Origin of the sequence: Solibacillus cecembensis (genome assembly GCF_050272495.1) — a bacterium.
Lineage (GTDB): Bacteria > Bacillota > Bacilli > Bacillales_A > Planococcaceae > Solibacillus > Solibacillus cecembensis.
In genome coordinates this window covers 178,721-194,825 of record NZ_JBNNMF010000002.1, presented here as the reverse complement: position 1 = coordinate 194,825, position 16,105 = coordinate 178,721, and the positions used below count along the sequence as shown (strand labels likewise).

Sequence of the window (16,105 nt, the reverse complement as noted above, 5' to 3'; positions counted from 1 at the left end):
GCCTGAATTCCATTAAAACAATAGTTAGGGGATGGTTCGAGATGTTTACAGCTTTGTTTGGTTCAGTAGAGCAAGGAATCATCTATGCAATTATGGCGCTCGGAGTGTATTTAACATTCCGAGTGTTAGACTTTCCAGATTTAACAGTCGATGGTAGCTTTGTAACGGGGGCTGGTACAGCGGCAATGATGATTGTGCTTGGCTATAACCCGATTTTAGCAACGATCGTAGCGATGGTTGCTGGATTTCTTGCAGGATGTATGACGGGTTTATTACATACAAAAGGGAAAATCAATCCGCTACTTTCTGGGATTTTGATGATGATTGCCTTGTATTCGATCAACCTTCGTATTATGGGGATTACATCTGATACAGGTGTAACACGCCCCAATATTCCACTATTAAATACGGATACAGTGTTCACGATGTTTAACGACTTCTGGTCAAAGTTAGGCATAGATAGCGTACTTTCAAGTGCAGTAACAGCAATGGGAGGAAAATCACTTCCATCGACATGGGGTATTTTATTTTTCATGCTGATCATAACATTGATCATTAAACTAATAATGGACCGATTCTTAAAAACGGAAATTGGACTTGCGATTCGAGCGACAGGGGACAATAAGCGGATGATTCGAAGTTTTTCTGCTAACACAGATTCTTTGATCATTTTAGGCCTTGGCTTATCGAACGGGATGGTTGCATTATCGGGTGCATTAATTGCCCAATATACAAAGTTTGCGGATATTGGTCTAGGTATCGGGATGATCGTTGTCGGATTAGCTTCGGTTATTATCGGTGAAGCAATCTTTGGTACGAAGTCGATTATGCGTACAACATTTGCCGTTATTGCTGGTGCGGTTATTTATCGTTTAATTTACGCTTTGGCATTGCGAGTTGGTTGGTTAGACACGGGCGATATGAAGTTAATTACCGCGATTATCGTTATTTTAGCATTAATTATTCCACAAGTTTTAAATAAGCAAAAAGAGAAAAAGCGTAAGGCAAAGCGTTTAGCGGCGCGAGTAGCAGCACAAAAGGCAAGATTAAATGTAGAGCAAGGGGGAAATGGTCTTGCTTAAACTAGATGGTATTAACAAAATATTTAACGAAGGTACACCAGATGAGAAAAATGCATTGGACAATATTAATTTGCATCTAGCAGCGGGAGACTTTGTGACAATTATCGGCAGTAACGGGGCAGGTAAGTCGACGATGATGAACATGATTTCGGGTGCATTGACACCGGATTTTGGTTCGATTGTGATTGATGGTAATGATTTAACACGTTTACCTGAGCATAAGCGCGCGGTGCATATTGGACGCGTTTTCCAAGATCCAATGGCAGGCACAGCACCTTCTATGACGATTGAAGAAAACTTGGCCATCGCCTATTCACGAAATACAAAACGTGGATTACGTGGCGGTGTTGATAAAAAACGTCGAGAATTTTTCAAGCAATCATTAGAAAAGCTTCACCTCAATTTGGAAAATCGTTTAACTGCGAAAGTCGGATTACTTTCAGGTGGGGAACGCCAAGCACTGAGTTTATTAATGGCGACATTTACGAAGCCAGCTATTTTATTATTAGATGAGCATACCGCTGCGCTCGATCCTTCGCGTGCAGAGCTCATTACAAAGCTGACAAAGGAGCTTGTTGAGGAAAGTAACTTAACGACGCTTATGGTAACGCATAATATGCAGCAGGCACTAGATTTAGGAAATCGCCTCATTATGATGGACAAAGGTCAGATTATTTTGGAAGTCGGTGCAGAACGAAAATCAGCATTAACCATTCCAGATTTAATGACTGAATTTGAACACATTCGTGGTGAAAAAATGAATTCAGACCGTGCATTATTAGGATAAAAATAAGCCCGTATTCCTTCAAAATGAGGAATGCGGGCTTGTTTATTTACCTTACACTAATAAAGCAAATAACGTACTATCTTTATTCACTTCTTTGTATTCAAAGCCATTTGCTGTCATGCGTTGTAGTAAACCAGCACGATCATCGGGATGACCGATTTCAATTCCGACAAGTGCAGGACCGCTTTCTTTATTGTTTTTCTTCGTATATTCAAACGTTGTAATATCGTCATTTGGCCCAAGTACGGACGTTAAAAACTGGCGTAGTGCACCTGAACGCTGTGGGAAGCTGACGATAAAGTAATGTAGTAACCCTTCGTAAATTAAAGAGCGCTCTTTAATCTCCTGCATACGACCGATGTCATTGTTTCCACCTGAAATAATGATGACGACTGATTTTCCACGAATTTCTTCCGCATAAAAATCAAGTGCTGCAACGGAAAGTGCTCCAGCAGGTTCTGCAACAATCGCGTGTTTATTGTATAAATTTAAAATAGTCGTGCAAACCTTACCTTCAGGAATCGTTATAATATCGTCCAAATGTGCCTTACAAATTTGGTATGTTTCATTGCCAGCCAATTTTACAGCGGCTCCATCTACAAATTTATCAATCCAACCAAGTGCATTCGGACCGTCTTGTTCGAATGCGGATTGCATACAGGCGGCACCAGCAGGCTCTACACCGATAACTTTACTATTCGGTGATAGATTTTTAATATAGGTAGATACACCAGACATTAACCCACCACCACCAATACTACCAAAAACGTAATCAATCGGTTCTTCAATATCATTCATAATTTCAACAGCAACCGTACCTTGACCAGCAATGACATCTAAATCATCAAATGGATGAATAAAAATACGTTCCTCTGCCTCGCAATAGGCAAGGGCACTCACCGCAGAATCATCAAAAGTATCACCAGAAAGCTGAATTTCTACAAAGTTACGACCAAACATGCGCACTTGATCAATCTTTTGTTTAGGAGTCGTTTTTGGCATGAAAATCGTCGCTTGAATTTCAAGTTTCGCACAAGCATACGCAACACCTTGTGCGTGATTGCCAGCACTCGCACACACAACACCTGTAACACGCGCCTGTTCTTCAATTTTTTTTATTTTATAGTAAGCCCCGCGCAACTTAAAAGAACGTACATGCTGCAGGTCCTCTCGTTTAAAATAAATATTTGCGCCGTATTTTTCGGATAAATAATCATTACGTTGAAGCGGTGTGTGTACGACGACATCCTTTAAAAAGTGATGCGCAATTAAAATATGCTCCACTGCAATTGTTTTCGTTTGTGTAACTTCCATACCATGTAACCTCCGTTATATATCGAATTTAATCATTTTAACATAAATAAAACTATAAATGTTTTAAAATTCAGTTAATTATGAAATTTCACAAAGTAATCACAATGAAAACGTTTTATTAGAGAGTTGGGCGCTTATTAAATGAATGTAAAAGTTGCTTAATGAAATAAAAATCGTATATCTTTGGAAGAGAACAAGCATAAGGAGGAGATTAGCAATGCAAAATACGTCAAAAACAACATTAACAATGACAAGAACATTTGAAGTCCCTGCAGAAAGTGTTATGAATGCATGGTTGGATGCACAAATGATGAAAAAGTGGCTTTTTACTATGGAACATACAAATAAAGTGGCTACAAATGACCCAGTAGAAGGAGGAACATGGGAAATTGTAGATCATCGCGGAGGTGTGGATTACCGAGCAATTGGTATGTATTTAACGATAGACCGACCAAATTTAATTCGCCAAACATTTAGAATGCCACAGTTTGGTGAGGCCGAGGACATAATTACCGTTCAGTTGAAAAATGAGGGAAATGGTTCTAAAATGACATTTACGCAAGAAATTACCGTGCCGCATGAAGAGAATTGGAGCCAAGTAGACATTGAAAAAGCAGAAAAAGAATTTGTTGCAAGCACTGAGCAAGGTTGGCACTATATGTTTTTAGGTTTAAAACAACTAGTTGAAACAGGGAAAATTAATTACCCAGAATAACTTACTTTCATATTTATATAAAAAGCCATTTTGACGTAAAAATCAAAATGGCTTTTTGGATACTGTAATGCTCGCTACAAGAAGTTAAAATATAATGTGCGCAATCGCAGCAATGATTGGAATTGAAATAATTGTACGAATTAAGAAAATCACGAATAAATCCCAAATTTTTAACGGTAACTTTGTCCCTAAAATTAATCCACCCACTTCAGATAAGTAAATTAACTGTGTGACAGAAACTGTTGCAATGAAGAAACGCGTTAGTTCGGATTCAATGCCAGCACCTAAAACAGAAGGTAAAAGCATGTCAGCAAAACCGACAATCATCGTTTGAGCGGCTTCACTTGTTTCTGGAATTTGTAATAACGTTAAAATCGGCTCGAATGGCATCCCTAAAATACGGAATACACTCGTAAACTCAGCAAGTACTAATGCAATTGTACCGAACGCCATAATGATTGGGGTAACGGCAAACCACATTTCTAATACGTTTTTAAAACCACCAGCAACAATTTTACCAAGTTTTTTATTCGAGTCAGCTTTCGTTAACGCATTGTGTAAGCCGAAAGTAAATACATTAAATCCTTCTTTTACTTCTTCGCGGTTTGCAGGAGCTTCTGTGCCATCGATTAATGTATCGGCTTTTTGCTTCAACGGATAAATACGCGGCATAATGAAAGCTAAAATTAGACCACAAAAAACAACTGAAGCATAAAATTGTAAAAAGTATTCTTCAATGCCAATCGTTTCAATAACAACTAAACAAAACGTAATTGACACGACAGAGAAAGTTGTAGCAATTGTTGCGGCTTCACGACCTGTATAATTTTTTTCTTCATATTGTTTGCTCGTTAATAGAACACCAATTGTGCCATCACCAACCCATGAAGCTAAGCAGTCAACTGCTGCACGCCCAGGAATTTTGAAAAGGGGACGCATAATTTTTACCATCATAGAACCGAAAAATTCAAGTAAACCAAAGTCTGTTAATAATGGTAGTAATAGTCCAGCAAATAAAAATAGCACGAACATAAATGTGATAAGACCAGAAGCAGGGTCAATTAATATACCCGCTGTATCTTCACTTATAAAGCTTGCAGGACCGAACTGGAATAAGTACATCGTCGTAAAAATAACAGCAAGGACACGCATAATTGTCCAGAACCAGTTGACACGGAATAAAGAATCCATCAATGTACGTGGCCCTTTTTGTGGAATGAACTGCATGATAACTGAGCCTGCTGCTGCAATAATAAAGGTAACGAGTGCAAACCAATGGATAAATGGCTCGACTTTACCAGCAAGCATATTGGCAAGAATCGCAATCGGAACTTTCATGCCATCTGCGGTATTAATCGGTGTAATGAATAAAAATACGCCTAATGCCGAAAGAGCAACGAACAGGAACCATGTGTAGAAAGGAAATTTTTTCGTCATATATGTTAACCTCTTTTTATGTTAGTTTGTATATTTATACAATATAAACTGAATATATGCAGATGTCTACTGTTTTTATTGAAGACTAACTTTTCAGATTTTTAGGAGTGACTAAAATATGAATAATAGATGGGAAGCGTATTTGTGAAACGTTTTACTATATAGAGTTTGCCTCATAACTATAAATATATAACTGTATAAAAAAACATTTTAACGCATAAAAAAGGCGAGGGGATAATCCCTCGCCTTAAATAATCCATATACAATTAATCTTCAAATGTAAACGGATAAAACTTCTCAACGTTTAACCAGCTATCGCTTAACACTTCACCGTCATCGATGCGTTTTTCCGTTTCTGCCATCATCCAAGCGGTTTGAGAAGCGTGTGCCTGTAAAGCTTTTATTTTATCGTCTTTCACACTGCGAATGTCGACAACGATTGGTGCTTCCCCAATTTTTTCGACTGTATCATTCGCAAAAGCAACCGCTAAAATACGTGGGCGTGCCTCTTTTGGCATGCGACGTACTGCTTCAATAACCGCACGTGCTGTTGCTTCATGATCGGGATGCACCGCGAAGCCTGGGAAAAATGTGTAAATAACAGAAGGGTTTAATTCCTCGATTAAATTCGTCACAAGCTTCACCATTTTTTCATCATCTTCAAATTCAATTGTTTTATCACGTAAGCCCATCATGCGTAAATCTTCAATACCCATTGCAGCACAGGCAGCAACAAGCTCTTGACGACGAATGTCTGGCAACGATTCACGTGTCGCAAACGGTGGATTTCCTAGATTACGGCCCATTTCACCTAATGTTAAACAAGCATATGTAACAGGTACGGCCATATTGCGATACATACGCACCGTTCCTGCAACTGAAAATGCTTCATCATCTGGATGAGGGTAAACAACTAAAACGTGGCGTTCTTCTTGTAAAGTCATTGTATGTCCCCCTTAATAAGCAAATGGCGTTTCGCTAATTTCAAGTGCGACTGCCAGCTTCCCTGTATAATCTAAACCCGCCATTAATAGACGACCTTCTGTATCTAACTTAAAATGTGTAATGCCTTGTGCATAAACCCAACCATGTTCCAATTTTAAACCAACACGGTGTGGGGCATCATCGACAATTTTCCCTAGCTCGTAACGTAATTTGACATTGCGGATAAACGCACCGGCATTAAAGAACTTTTCATCGTAATGGGCCGCATAAGAGCCATTTGTCGTTTCTAAATGAATAAAAACGTCTTTATTTGCAAAAGAATTCAGTAATTCTTGTAGCTCTTGCGTATTTACTTCTTTCATTTCTAATCCCCCTAAATCGTACTCTCTCTTTAGTATAGTAAAACGAGCGGATAAAAGAAAATAGTAGGCATTGGCAGCGTGGGCGATTTGTATTTAGTTTCTATGTTTTTTATATGAAGTACTTTGAATAATAGACAATTAAGCATAGTTAATAGACAAAATTAGTTTTAATAGACAATTTCGCTAACTCACTTCGAATCAACAAACGAAAAAATCACACAAGGCGGCTAAGCATCTTGTGTGATTTTCATTTATTATGATGATATCAATTACGCAATTGTAACACTTGGAATTGTTGTAACAGTTACTTGCGGTGCGCCGAAACGTGGTTTTGCACCGTGCATAACAGGGCCTACGTGAGCATTTAAAGCCCAGCCATGTTTAATCGCAGCTGAAACGAATTCTTTTGCTTCAATCACTGATTCTTCCACAGTGAAGCCGTTTGCTAAGTTTGCACATACACTTGCTGCAAACGTACAGCCTGCACCGTGATTATACGTAGAAGCGACTTTCTCCGTTTCAAGTAGCTTGAATTCATTACCATCAAAGAATAGATCTACTGCTTTTTCATGGGCTAATGCTTTCCCGCCTTTAATGACAACGTTTTTAGCGCCTAATGCATGGATTTTAGCAGCAGCAACTTGCATTTCTTCAATTGTTTTTGGTGTTTTCATTCCTGCTAATTGTCCTGCTTCGAAAAGGTTTGGTGTAACAACTGTTGCGTAAGGTAATAAATAGTTAATCATCGCAGTTGTATTACCTGGATTTAACACTTCATCATCCCCCTTACAAATCATCACTGGGTCAATGACAACTTTGTCTGTCCCTGAATTTTGAATGGCTTCAGAAGCGATTTTAATAATTTCTTCTGTTGAAAGCATCCCTGTTTTAACAGCATCTACACCTGTTGAAAGGGCTGTATCAATTTGTTTTTGTAATAATTCAGTAGGAAGTGGCGTTACACTGTGACTCCATGTTATTGGGTCCATCGTTACGACAACTGTAAGGGCAACCATGCCATATGTGCCATGCTCTTGGAAAGCTTTTAAATCAGCTTGCATACCTGCGCCAGCTGATGTATCTGAACCTGCGATCGTTAACGTTTTTTTCAATGTCATAAAAACATCTCCTTATTGTAAATGAAATATGATTCTTAGTTAGTATTAATTATAGCTTGCTTGTGACTGCTTGGAATAGTCAGAATAAGAAAAAACTATAAGGTCAGATAGGGTGGTACTTGAATTTTGGAGCAAATTTGATTACTGTTTGGACAGAGGTGAAAAGCATTGATTGATACATTAACGAATACGTGGCGTGATATTTTAGCACCACAATCTCAACAACCTTATTTTCAACAGCTCCAACAATTTTTACAACAGCAATATAATGAAGAAACGGTTTATCCAAAAAAGTCGGATATATTGAATGCTTTACAAATAACAGATTACCCAGATGTGAAGGTAATTATTTTAGGACAGGACCCATATCATGGTGTCAATCAAGCACATGGTTTAAGTTTTTCAGTGCAGAATGGACAAAAGCTACCACCAAGCTTGAAAAATATGTTGAAGGAATTACAGGAGGATATCGGATGTCCCATTCCACAAAATGGTGATTTAACTGCATGGGCAAAGCAGGGTGTTCTCCTATTAAATACGGTACTTACAGTTCGTGAAAAAGAAGCGCATGCTCATAAAGGACAAGGCTGGGAGCGATTTACGGATGCGATTATCGAAAGTGTTGCCAATCGTGACGAGCCCGCTGTTTTTCTCCTATGGGGAAAGCCTGCACAAAGTAAGCGTACATTAATCGAACGTTTTCATAAAAATCATACTATCCTGGAAGCACCACATCCAAGTCCGCTTAGTGCATATCGCGGCTTTTTTGGGAGCAAGCCTTATTCAAAAACGAACGAAGCTTTAATGGCTATGGGGAAACAGCCAATAGAGTGGTGTATCTCAGATTAATCCATGGTAAAGTAGAATAGAAAGAGAGGGAGCAGCTGATGAAAGTTGATTGCTTTAAATGTCAATACTTCCATGTTACATGGGATCAAAATAACCCGCGTGGCTGCTCGGCATATGGTTTTAAAACGAAGCAACTACCGTCTGTTCTTGTCAAACAATCTTCAGGTATGGACTGTTTAAAATTTGTACCGAAAAAACAGGAGGGACAGCGATGATTTCCTACGAAACAATTGTCCAACAAATTGAAAAGCATGCGATTCAAGCAAAGCAAACGCGTGATGAACAGCAAATCCGTGAGCAATTATCGGCAATTCGTGCGCTATGTAATGTCGTTTTAGACGAAGGGAAACCTGTTGCAAAGCCATCAGTAGCCGCACCACACGTACATAATATCCAAACAACTTCTATGATGATTTCACAGCCACTTGTCACGTCATCTCAAAAGCTAGAGGAAGAAGATGCAAATGGCGAATCGCTTTTTGATTTTTAGTAGTTAAATATTTGAAATGAATAATCAATTAAAAAGGAGTTTTTAAAATGAAAGGTTCAATTATTTCCGGTGCTATTCAAGGCTTTTTAGCAGTAGCATTAGGTGCGTTTGCTGCCCATGCGTTGGAGGACAAATTAGATGCATATGGTACAGGCATTTGGAATACGGCGATCCAATATCAAATGCTGCATGCAGTAGCAATCGTATTAGTTGGTATTTTAATGTCAAAAGCTATTTTTGGCGAAGTAAAACAATTAAAAATTGCTGTTATATGCTTCAATGCTGGAGTTGTTTTCTTTACTGGTAGTTTAATGGTATTAGCTCTTACTGGCATAAAAGTATTAGGTGCCATTACACCAATTGGAGGTGTGCTATTTTTAATCGGTTGGGCTATGATCATCAGTGCGACATTAAAACACGCAAAGTAACGCTTTATTGAGCTCGAAAAAATCCCTTTTTGAAGGGGATTTTTTTTATTGTGGACTAAATAAAATATTTTGTTGAGATATGTCTATTAATGAAATAAAATGAGAGATACAAATAGTTTGTTCTGATAATTTCGATATTATTGAAAGTATAATAAATTTGAATTTAATTACAGTAATGTATGGTGATAATTCGATGTGATTTACATGAATAACCAAAATGGTAGCTCACTTAGCAAATACCAAAGATACATCATTGTAAAACAACAAGTGATAGAAAGAAGGTAATGGGGAAATGGGCGTTACAGCAAAATTAAATATTGCGATTTACTCGATTGTTACAGCATTAATATTAACAATTTTCTTTACTTTTTTAAACATAGATAATGTTGAAGAGAGCACAGATGAAGCATTGAATAATCGCATCGAGCAAATTCAAGCGGTTGAAAAAATTCGTCTCAGTTTAGCGATGCAAAGTTTATATGCACGCGCGGTCGTATTAGATCGTTCGAAGGAAAGTATCGAACAATTGGAATTTCATATGAATACTTTGAATGAGGAAATTTTAAGTTTGAAAGAAATGATAAGAAGTCAGACGATGACGGATTATTTAAAAGAAATGGACACGTTTAATAACCAATATAATACGAGTACAATCAATTTGCTAGAAGCTATCAAAGTAGGGGATACGCGGTTAGCGAATGAATATGTGAATACGTCATTAAAAGCAGCGCATGAAGGTATTCTCGGCATTTCGGATGAAATTTTAGCCTATCAAGAGGGAGAACTTGTAGAAATTAAGGATGAAATAGAACTTTACATTAATAATTCTAAAATAACAGCTTGGTTTTTCTTGTTTGTTAGTATTCTCATCAGTATAGCCGCAGTTATTTATATCCGTTTAAAAATTGTTGCGCCACTAAAATTAGTAGTCATTGAGGCAAATGTTATTGCATCAGGGGATTTATCGAAATCGGATATTCGAACGAAATCAAAAGATGAAATTGGTCAGCTTGGTCAATCATTTAATTTAATGAAAAATAATTTAGCTTCACTTATAAAAAATGTTCAACTAAATACTGGACAGTTATCGGCTTCCGCACATGAGCTGTCGGCGAGCACAGAGGAAATGGCTGCGGCATCGGATGACGTCACAATGCGTATTAATCAGACATATGATTCGTCACAAGCTGCGGCACAAGCCTCACAAGAAAGTGCCCATGCAATGGAAGAAACAGCAGTGGGCGTTCAGCGAATTGCAGAAGCGACGCAAGTGTTACATGCGAGCTCGATTGAGGCATCGAATACAGCTGATCAAGGCGGTGCGATTATTGAAGAAGCGAAAAAGCAGATGGAAACGATTAATGAAACAACGAACTCTGTGAATGCATTAGTTCAAAAATTGGCACAGCAAACAGAAGAAATTAACTCGATTTCTAAAGTTATTACTGATATTACTGATCAAACGAATTTATTAGCATTGAATGCGGCCATTGAAGCGGCACGTGCGGGTGAGCATGGAAAAGGGTTTGCAGTTGTCGCAGATGAAGTCCGCAAGCTTGCGGAGGAATCAAAAAACTCAGCAAATTCAATTGTTAATTTAACACTGGAAATTAAATCGGATACAGAAAATGTAGAACGAGCGGTTTCGGAGTCGTTAATATCGGTGAAGGATGGCGTCCAAATTATTACTGAAGCGGGCCACTCATTCACAACGATTGAGCAGGCAGTAAATCAAATGACGACGCAAATTCAAGAGATTTCGGCGACTTCTGAACAATTATCTGCAAGCGCGGAGGAAGTAACGGCTTCTGTCGCAGAAATTGCGAATGGCTCAGGCAATTCAAGCCGCAACTTAGAGATGATTGTAGCCGCAACGGAAGAGCAATCTGCAACGATACAACAAGTGAATGGCGTAGCAGTCACGTTAAGCGAAAGTGCGCACCATTTACAAAATGAAATACAGCAATTTAAAGTAAAATAAAACAAAAACGTCACTTCACTTTTTAAAGGAAGTGACGTTTTGTGCGCTTGGTAGATATTATATGAATAATTTTGAATGAGTTATGTATAATGTTGGAATAAAGTGCGGAATTATGAATATTAAAGTGAAATAGTGCCGAAATAACTTAAAAGAGATTTATTTAGCAAATGAAAATCAAATAACATTTTAAAACAATTAGTGAATTGAAAGTAGGTACAAGAAAAATGGGTGTTGGAGCAAAATTAAATATTGCAATTTACTCAATTATTGCAGTATTAATCGTAACAATTATATTTAGTTATTGGAACGTGTATGACATTGAAAAATATTCAGATGAAGCAATGAATAGTCGCGTAGAACAAATTCGAACGGCTGAACAAATTCGTTATGGCGTAGCGATGCAAGGTTTATATTCGCGCGCAGTTGTGTTAGATGAATCGGGAAAGTCAATAGAAAATTTAAATGCGTACATGGATTATTTAGATGACAAAGTAGCGTATTTAACAGGATTAGTAAGAGATGAAACAATGGACGGTTACCTTGAAGAAATGCAAAAGTTTAACGAGCAATTTGATGAAGGAACGGTGAATTTATTAGATGCAGTAAAAAAGGATGATTTACAATTAGCAAATAATTATATTAATACAACATTAAAAACTGCAAATGAAGGTATTTTAGAAGTTTCCAATCAAATTGTAGAATATCAAGAGGAAAAACTTGCTGAAGTTAATAAAGAAACAGAGGTGTCTATTGTTTACTCTAAAATAACGGTTTGGATTGTATTAGGTCTTACTGTTGTTATTGGTGGTGCCGCAATTATTTTTATCCGTTTAAAAGTTGTTGCGCCACTTCGAGTATTAGTAACAAAGGCAAATATTATTGCATCAGGGGACTTAACGAACGAGGATATTCAAACATCATCAAAAGATGAAATTGGTCAGCTTGGTCAATCATTTAATTTAATGAAAAATAATTTAGCTTCGCTTATAAAAAATGTTCAAACGAATGCTGGGCAATTAACGGCTTCAGCACAAGAACTGTCAGCGAGTACAGAGGAAGTAGCTGCGACTTCGGAGAGTATCACAATGCGCATTAACGAAACAGCTGGTTCAGCACAAGCTGCGGCACAAGCATCACAAGAAAGTGCGAATGCTATGGAAGAAACAGCACAAGGCGTACAACGAATTGCAGAGGCAACGCAAGTGTTACATTCCAGCTCTATGGAGGCATCGGATACAGCGGATCAAGGTGGCACGATTATTGAAGATGCGAAAAAGCAAATGGAAACAATTAATGAAACGACGAACTCAGTGAATACATTAGTTCGAAAGTTAGCACAGCAAACAGAAGAAATTAATTCGATTTCTAAAGTCATCACAGACATTACAGATCAAACGAATTTATTAGCATTGAATGCTGCTATCGAAGCGGCACGTGCAGGTGAGCATGGAAAAGGGTTTGCAGTTGTCGCAGATGAAGTCCGCAAGCTTGCCGAGGAATCTAAAAACTCAGCAACTTCGATTGTCGATTTGACGTTGGAAATTAAATCAGACACAGAAAATGTAGAGCGAGCCGTTTCAGCATCGTTAATGTCAGTAAAAGATGGTGTACAAATTATTAGTGAAGCCGGTCAATCGTTTACATCAATCGAACAAGCGATCAATCAAATGACGGTACAAATTCAAGAGATTTCGGCAACTTCTGAGCAATTATCTGCAAGCGCGGAAGAAGTGACTGCTTCTGTTGCCGAAATTGCAAATGGTTCTAGTAGTGCGAGTCAAAATTTAGAAGTCATTGTAGCAGCAACGGAAGAACAAGCTACAACGATGCAACAAGTATCGTCTGTAGCGGTCACATTAAGTGAAAGCGCGCACCAATTACAAAATGAAATTCAGCAGTTTAAAGTAAAATAAAACAAAAACGTCACTTCGCTTTTACAGGAAGTGACGTTTTTGTATGCACATGTTTTTTCAAATCCTCTGTATCCCGCAAACCTTATATTGTTTGTGGGAAATAAGCAACTTCCTCATCAAATTCAGCATAATCAAAGTAAATCATCGGGAATAAATAACGATGATCCGATTTTAAATCGCGTAAAATTACGTGATCTCGACCGGCTGCTTCAACTACACCTCGTACCGCCTTTTTATTATCTGCGGCACCCGTATTATTAAATGAAAAATGAAATACCCCAGGTTTCCCTCGGTTTAATCGTAAAATGTTTTCAATGTAAGATTCCTCACGTGGCAAACCAGTACTTGGGAAACTCGGTTGCATCGGGATTGTCGATGGATTCATTTGTTGCATCGGATTTGTCCAATAATAAGTCAAACTCGCATCCTTTCCAAAAGAAAATTAAATTTGTAGACAGGCTATCTGGTGTAACTGAACATAAAAGCAATGTGTCTCAAGGTGACTAGTAATCAATGTGTCGTCTGAATTCACGACGATTACCCTCCTTTTCGTACAGTATATGCAGCGAGCCCAAAATGATGCTTAGCAAGCCCGGCATAAATGTAGGCTATTTGTATATACTATTAATAAATAGACATATAGGTGTAATATTTTTTGGAAATGGGGTAAAGGTAGTAAATAATTGTTAAGGGAATGTTGCCTCGTGGTGAAGTAAACTCGAGGAGTGAAGATGATGAAATTAGAAATTTGGCTAGGTATTGTATTGAGTGCGATTTTAGCGTTTGGTGTGGCGATTTTTTATGAACAGCCGGTGCATTGGTTTTTATTTATTATTATTCTTTTCATTGGCTTATTTATTAATACCGTCATTCTCATATTAAAGATGCAGGATGACAATACATGAAAAAGGTGAGTGCATACCGCAGCTCACCTTCTTTGTGTTGATTAAATTGATAATAATTTCTCTAACTTGTCTGTATCCAGTAAATTCCCGACTAAAAACTCACCGAATTCACCGTAACGTGCAGATACTTCATCAAAACGCATTTCGTATACGATTTTTTTGAATTGCAGCATATCATCAGAGAACAATGTAACGCCCCATTCATGGTCATCTAAACCAACAGAACCTGTAATGATTTGCTTGATTTTTCCTGCATAGCTACGTCCGATTAAGCCATGCGAATGCATTAACTGACGGCGCTCGTCCATCGGTAGCATATACCAGTTATCATTGCCTTCACGACGCTTGTCCATTGGGTAGAAACACACATGCTTCGATTTTGGTAGTTCTGGGTAGAGACGTGCACGCACATGTGGGTTTTGATATGGATCTTCTGTAGACTGTCCTGCTAAGTAATTAGAAAGCTCTACTATTGAAACGTATGAATAAGCCGGCATTGTAAAATCAGCAATAGCCAATTTCGCAAATTGTGTCTCTACTTCATGTAATTCTTCAGGTGTTTCACGTAATGTCATCAGCATAAAATCCGCTTTTTGACCAATAATGGCATAAAAAGCATGGGAGCCTGTCGCTGTATTTAATTGTTCTAAGTATTGGATAAATTCTTGTGTAGCGGCTTCACGTTCTTCTTGTGAAACTAATTTCCATGACGCCCAATCAATAGAACGGAATTCATGTAAAGCGTACCAACCATCTAATGTAATTGCTGCTTCATTCATGTGTTTAACACTCCTTATAATTGAAAATGATTCACAATTAGTGTAGCACAACTGCTCGGAAAAAAAACAATTGAAACCGAAAAGTGAGTGAAATTCATCAATTTGACATGACTTGCATTTGCGGTATGCTGAGTGTATGAAAAATTTGAGGAGTTAAGCAAATGAAAAAAATATTACAGCAAACAAAGTGGCGCTTTATCGACCAATCCATCAGTGCCAATAAACGTTCACCACTAGAATCTTTTGCGATGGACGATACGCTTTGTCATCTTATTGGACAGCAAAAAAGTGATGCAACCATTCGCACTTGGGTGCATCATGACGCAGTTGTATTAGGCATTCAAGATCATCGCTTACCACATATTGAAGAGGGCATGAATGTGCTGATTCAAAATGGTTATGAGCCGATTGTTCGAAATTCGGGTGGTTTAGCCGTTGTACTGGATAGTGGTGTACTTAATATTTCGATTGTTCTAGGGGAAGAAAAGCCACTTAGCATTAACGATGCATTCGAACTAATGGTAGAGTTAATTCGTGCATTATTTCCGGAAGTGGCTCATAAAATCAAAGCCTATGAAATTGTTGGCTCGTATTGCCCAGGTTCCTATGATTTGAGCATAGGGGGACAAAAATTCGCGGGAATTTCGCAGCGCCGCATGAAAAACGGAATTGCCATCCAAATTTATTTATGCGTTGAGGGAGACGGTAGTGAACGTGCTGAACGCATTAAACAATTTTATGAAGCGAGTTTACAAGGGGAACAAACAAAATTCCAATATCCTGACATTACGCCTCATGTTATGGCTTCCTTACAGCAATTAATTGGACAACCGCTCACAGTCCAGCAAGTGAATGAACGCCTGCGTCAACTGTTAACGGCATGGAATGGACAACTATATGAAACACCGATTCAGTTAAATGAGATGGAACTATATGATTATTATTTAGCGCGTATTTTAAAACGTAATGAATCATTGTTGCGCTAAAGAGAGCACGTTAA

The 16,105-nt window shown here is 38.1% G+C and carries 18 protein-coding genes; 11 read left to right on the top strand and 7 right to left on the bottom strand.

Annotated elements, in window-relative coordinates; genetic code table 11:
• Positions 1 to 41: 41 nt before the first annotated feature.
• Positions 42 to 1,082 carry an ABC transporter permease gene (locus tag ACQKIH_RS02725; protein ID WP_427763298.1) on the top strand — a complete coding sequence of 347 codons (1,041 nt, stop codon included), beginning with the start codon at positions 42 to 44 and terminating at the stop codon, positions 1,080 to 1,082.
• Positions 1,075 to 1,869 carry an ABC transporter ATP-binding protein gene (locus ACQKIH_RS02720; protein ID WP_427763296.1) on the top strand — a complete coding sequence of 265 codons (795 nt, stop codon included), beginning with the start codon at positions 1,075 to 1,077 and terminating at the stop codon, positions 1,867 to 1,869. The genes ACQKIH_RS02725 and ACQKIH_RS02720 overlap by 8 nt, the downstream gene beginning before the upstream one ends.
• Before the next feature lie 51 nt (positions 1,870 to 1,920).
• Here the strand turns inward: ACQKIH_RS02720 and ilvA are convergent, their stop codons facing one another.
• Entirely contained in the window at positions 1,921 to 3,183 is a 1,263-nt protein-coding gene (gene ilvA, locus ACQKIH_RS02715; protein ID WP_427763294.1) for a threonine ammonia-lyase IlvA, read from the bottom strand.
• 217 nt (positions 3,184 to 3,400) lie between these two features.
• On the opposite strand from ilvA, the gene ACQKIH_RS02710 reads away from it, so the two are divergent.
• Entirely contained in the window at positions 3,401 to 3,898 is a 498-nt protein-coding gene (locus ACQKIH_RS02710) for an SRPBCC family protein (protein WP_427763292.1), read from the top strand.
• A gap of 84 nt (positions 3,899 to 3,982) precedes the next feature.
• Here ACQKIH_RS02710 and ACQKIH_RS02705 read toward each other — a convergent pair whose 3' ends face one another.
• The 4 genes from ACQKIH_RS02705 to thiD all read right to left on the bottom strand — a co-directional run bounded on the left by ACQKIH_RS02705 (position 3,983) and on the right by thiD (position 7,760).
• Positions 3,983 to 5,335 carry a YjiH family protein gene (locus ACQKIH_RS02705; protein ID WP_427763290.1) on the bottom strand — a complete coding sequence of 451 codons (1,353 nt, stop codon included), beginning with the start codon at positions 5,333 to 5,335 and terminating at the stop codon, positions 3,983 to 3,985.
• A 266-nt stretch (positions 5,336 to 5,601) separates the two neighbouring features.
• Positions 5,602 to 6,279 (bottom strand): bacillithiol biosynthesis deacetylase BshB2, encoded by a 678-nt coding sequence (bshB2, locus tag ACQKIH_RS02700; protein WP_057986633.1) that lies wholly within the window; start codon positions 6,277 to 6,279, stop codon positions 5,602 to 5,604.
• A 12-nt stretch (positions 6,280 to 6,291) separates the two neighbouring features.
• Positions 6,292 to 6,642 (bottom strand): YojF family protein, encoded by a 351-nt coding sequence (locus ACQKIH_RS02695; RefSeq protein WP_057986635.1) that lies wholly within the window; start codon positions 6,640 to 6,642, stop codon positions 6,292 to 6,294.
• Positions 6,643 to 6,911: 269 nt separating this feature from the next.
• On the bottom strand, positions 6,912 to 7,760 hold the full coding sequence (gene thiD, locus ACQKIH_RS02690; RefSeq protein ID WP_057986637.1) for a bifunctional hydroxymethylpyrimidine kinase/phosphomethylpyrimidine kinase: 849 nt from the start codon (positions 7,758 to 7,760) through the stop codon (positions 6,912 to 6,914).
• Positions 7,761 to 7,928: 168 nt separating this feature from the next.
• Between thiD and ACQKIH_RS02685 the strand changes: the two genes are divergently transcribed.
• The 6 genes from ACQKIH_RS02685 to ACQKIH_RS02660 all read left to right on the top strand — a co-directional run bounded on the left by ACQKIH_RS02685 (position 7,929) and on the right by ACQKIH_RS02660 (position 13,421).
• A complete protein-coding gene (locus ACQKIH_RS02685; RefSeq protein ID WP_427763288.1) occupies positions 7,929 to 8,609 on the top strand; it encodes a uracil-DNA glycosylase in 681 nt (226 codons plus the stop codon).
• A gap of 38 nt (positions 8,610 to 8,647) precedes the next feature.
• Complete coding sequence (locus ACQKIH_RS02680) at positions 8,648 to 8,824, top strand: hypothetical protein (protein WP_057986640.1); 177 nt, start codon at positions 8,648 to 8,650, stop codon at positions 8,822 to 8,824.
• Positions 8,821 to 9,099: a YwdI family protein gene (locus tag ACQKIH_RS02675; RefSeq protein WP_427763286.1), complete on the top strand. Its 279-nt coding sequence runs from the start codon at positions 8,821 to 8,823 to the stop codon at positions 9,097 to 9,099. The genes ACQKIH_RS02680 and ACQKIH_RS02675 overlap by 4 nt, the downstream gene beginning before the upstream one ends.
• Before the next feature lie 47 nt (positions 9,100 to 9,146).
• Positions 9,147 to 9,527 carry a DUF423 domain-containing protein gene (locus tag ACQKIH_RS02670; RefSeq protein WP_427763284.1) on the top strand — a complete coding sequence of 127 codons (381 nt, stop codon included), beginning with the start codon at positions 9,147 to 9,149 and terminating at the stop codon, positions 9,525 to 9,527.
• A gap of 292 nt (positions 9,528 to 9,819) precedes the next feature.
• Positions 9,820 to 11,508 carry a methyl-accepting chemotaxis protein gene (locus ACQKIH_RS02665; protein ID WP_427763282.1) on the top strand — a complete coding sequence of 563 codons (1,689 nt, stop codon included), beginning with the start codon at positions 9,820 to 9,822 and terminating at the stop codon, positions 11,506 to 11,508.
• 224 nt (positions 11,509 to 11,732) lie between these two features.
• Positions 11,733 to 13,421, top strand: a complete 1,689-nt coding sequence (locus ACQKIH_RS02660) for a methyl-accepting chemotaxis protein (protein WP_427763433.1) — start codon at positions 11,733 to 11,735, stop codon at positions 13,419 to 13,421.
• A gap of 82 nt (positions 13,422 to 13,503) precedes the next feature.
• Here the strand turns inward: ACQKIH_RS02660 and gerQ are convergent, their stop codons facing one another.
• Positions 13,504 to 13,815, bottom strand: coding sequence for a spore coat protein GerQ (gene gerQ / locus ACQKIH_RS02655; RefSeq protein ID WP_057986818.1), 312 nt, complete (start codon positions 13,813 to 13,815; stop codon positions 13,504 to 13,506).
• Positions 13,816 to 14,155: 340 nt separating this feature from the next.
• On the opposite strand from gerQ, the gene ACQKIH_RS02650 reads away from it, so the two are divergent.
• Entirely contained in the window at positions 14,156 to 14,326 is a 171-nt protein-coding gene (locus ACQKIH_RS02650; RefSeq protein WP_169793441.1) for a hypothetical protein, read from the top strand.
• 41 nt (positions 14,327 to 14,367) lie between these two features.
• Here ACQKIH_RS02650 and hemQ read toward each other — a convergent pair whose 3' ends face one another.
• The gene (hemQ, locus tag ACQKIH_RS02645) at positions 14,368 to 15,105 is read right to left on the bottom strand and encodes a hydrogen peroxide-dependent heme synthase (RefSeq protein WP_057986646.1); all 738 of its coding nucleotides are present in this window, start codon (positions 15,103 to 15,105) and stop codon (positions 14,368 to 14,370) included.
• Between the two features lie 161 nt (positions 15,106 to 15,266).
• Between hemQ and lipL the strand changes: the two genes are divergently transcribed.
• Positions 15,267 to 16,091, top strand: coding sequence for an octanoyl-[GcvH]:protein N-octanoyltransferase (gene lipL / locus ACQKIH_RS02640; protein WP_427763279.1), 825 nt, complete (start codon positions 15,267 to 15,269; stop codon positions 16,089 to 16,091).
• Positions 16,092 to 16,105: the final 14 nt, after the last annotated feature.